The organism is Bathymodiolus azoricus thioautotrophic gill symbiont, assembly GCF_001298715.1.
Lineage (GTDB): Bacteria > Pseudomonadota > Gammaproteobacteria > PS1 > Pseudothioglobaceae > Thiodubiliella.
Genome location: NZ_CDSC02000170.1, coordinates 1 through 2,280 on the forward strand (window position 1 = coordinate 1; position 2,280 = coordinate 2,280).

Annotated in this window: 3 protein-coding genes and 1 pseudogene; all 4 read right to left on the reverse strand. The window is 37.9% G+C overall.

Going from position 1 to position 2,280, the window contains the following annotated elements; translation table 11 throughout:
- Nucleotides 1-30: 30 nt before the first annotated feature.
- A complete protein-coding gene (locus tag BAZSYMA_RS03380) occupies nucleotides 31-564 on the reverse strand; it encodes a TraU family protein (RefSeq protein ID WP_090715640.1) in 534 nt (177 codons plus the stop codon).
- Nucleotides 565-608: 44 nt separating this feature from the next.
- Nucleotides 609-944 (reverse strand): TraU family protein, encoded by a 336-nt coding sequence (locus BAZSYMA_RS03385; protein ID WP_090715644.1) that lies wholly within the window; start codon nucleotides 942-944, stop codon nucleotides 609-611.
- Nucleotides 941-1,366, reverse strand: a complete 426-nt coding sequence (locus BAZSYMA_RS03390) for a DUF1525 domain-containing protein (protein ID WP_090715648.1) — start codon at nucleotides 1,364-1,366, stop codon at nucleotides 941-943. The genes BAZSYMA_RS03385 and BAZSYMA_RS03390 overlap by 4 nt, the downstream gene beginning before the upstream one ends.
- Nucleotides 1,363-2,280, reverse strand: a pseudogene (locus BAZSYMA_RS09880) (conjugative transfer ATPase); the annotation flags it as partial. The pseudogene BAZSYMA_RS09880 and the gene BAZSYMA_RS03390, both read right to left, overlap by 4 nt.

Here is a 2,280-nt window from a genome sequence, read left to right on the forward strand (position 1 = left end):
TAATATTAATCATTAATTTCTCCTATTTTTTTAATTTAAACAACCTGTAATAGACGAGCCTATAAACATACCTGGTCCTGGTATGCAGCAACCATAATTCCTCCATGCCGTCCATCCATATTGTCCATCTTTATCAACCTTGTCTTTCAACGCCTCAACACTCTCAATACCAAAAGCACGACAAGATTTCTCTTCAACTGGCGAAATCATTTGCCATTTTCCATTTTTTTTCATGCAATCTGCACTTGCACAGCCTGATGATTGATAAATTCTAGCGCCGCCATCACTGACAACTGCTAGGGCTCTAGCGGCAATAACCGATGCTGTCTTGACTTCATTTTTTTGATTTAAAAATCCGCTCCTTGGATATAAAGATCCCCAAGATTTTAAAAATTTATCCGTTTGATTTTTATTTAAACTAACCTCATTCATACCAGGAACCCATGTGCTTGGATAGAGCATGTCACTCAAGCCACTACGCCACATCTTTTCGTCCAGAGTTGACAAGTAATAAGGCATATAAGGCTTAATTTTGGAACGACAAAGATATTGTGCTTGTCCCATTGCATAAGCAACAGGATTGCCTATGACGCTTGCTTCTTTAAATTTTAGCCGCTATTCGCTCTTTTGCTTTTACTGTTTGTCGTTAAATGCCCGCCTTGAATGTTTTTCATAACATCTAAGGACTGCGCTTCTGAAAAAGAGTTCTTCCCTGGCTCATTATAACTACTGATCACAAAATCTGGTAGGTTGTGATTGATATGGGGTGTTGTTTTGACGACACACCCCCAAAAACCACAAACCAGCCAAAAACAAACGCCATCAACACAATAATCTAGGCAATCATCAGAGGTGGCAGAATTAGCCAAATTACCAGCACTAAATGTCTTGGCGTTAACAGCACTTGTGCTAACAAGAAAGAAAACCATGAGTAGTATTTTCATTTTGTCTCTCTCTTATAAATTTTTAAAGCCTCTGATAAATTTGTTACGCCGTAAATTAATGTCTTTGCTTTGTCAAAAGTTATCGCAGGCACTTTTTCAATATTAAGCGATTGTGCATTAATGGCACCTTGCCACGCCCTCTTTGCATCAGAGACCCATTGGGTCTTATGTTTTGCAAATCGTTGCTTAATCTGTTGCATGGCCTTTTGCTTATTGGCACTCAACCCTTTGCTTATTTTTGCTTCAAAGCCCCTGCCACTGTCAATTAAATAATGTTTAATTGTCCAAGCATTTTTTATTTTATAAGCTTGGGTAAATACTTGCGCTTTAGTGCCAAAAACCCAGACCTCTTGTGCCATAACAACTTGCACTTGTATTAGTATTACGCCTAAAAAAAACAAGATAACTGTTATTTTTTTCATAGCGTTCTCGCTTGTAATATATCATCAGCAATCCTATATGCAGCTTCCATCTCACTACAAGATTTTTCTTGCATTATTTTTTGCCTTATTGCTTTTTCAGATTGCTCTGTCATTGCAAGTGCAAGTGCTAAAGGCATACTCACACTGCGAAAAAGTGTGCTTAATTGATCACTAATTACCACGCCTTCTTTGTACTGCCCTTTTGCGCCGTTTATTGATGCAATTAACTTTTTTTGCTCATCAGTCATGTCAATTAACTTGGCTAATTCTGCTGCTTCGGATTTTTTGATTTTTAAACAAATAATCCATTCAATGGTGTCAAACATTGAACTTGCCGCATCCGTATAATCTTTTAGTGATGGTGTTGCAAACCAAACCCAAACCCCCCACTTGCGCCACATCTTCACCATTTTCAAAATCCAGCTAATAATAAGTGGATGTTTGGTAAAGAGATGCGCCTCATCGATGAGTAAAAAAATTGGTCTGGCGCTAAACTGGTTTTTTTCAGCAATTCTATTAATATCATTAACCAAAGATGCAAATGCAACCACTAATTTTGACTCATAGCCATCTGAGCCAAATACACCAACATCGAGCTGGGTAATATCTGATTCTGGGAACAGTTCTCCTGGTGTGTTAAAAATTCGCTTATCAAAATCAGAATTAATATAGACACGCATACTTTTGGACATCTTTCGTATGCGTTCTTTTTCTGAGCTCATTAAATCATCAGAATTGGCCAATTCATTCAAGGCATTAATAACATCTTGTGTTAGTGTGATGTCTCGATCGTCATCGAGTGTATTTTGCGCCGCTAATTGAATAGCGTTAGCTACGGTGTCCCAATCACTGCGTTCAAACTTTTCAGACTCTTTTACCTCACCGCCTGTAATCATTAACTGCGCAATAATTAA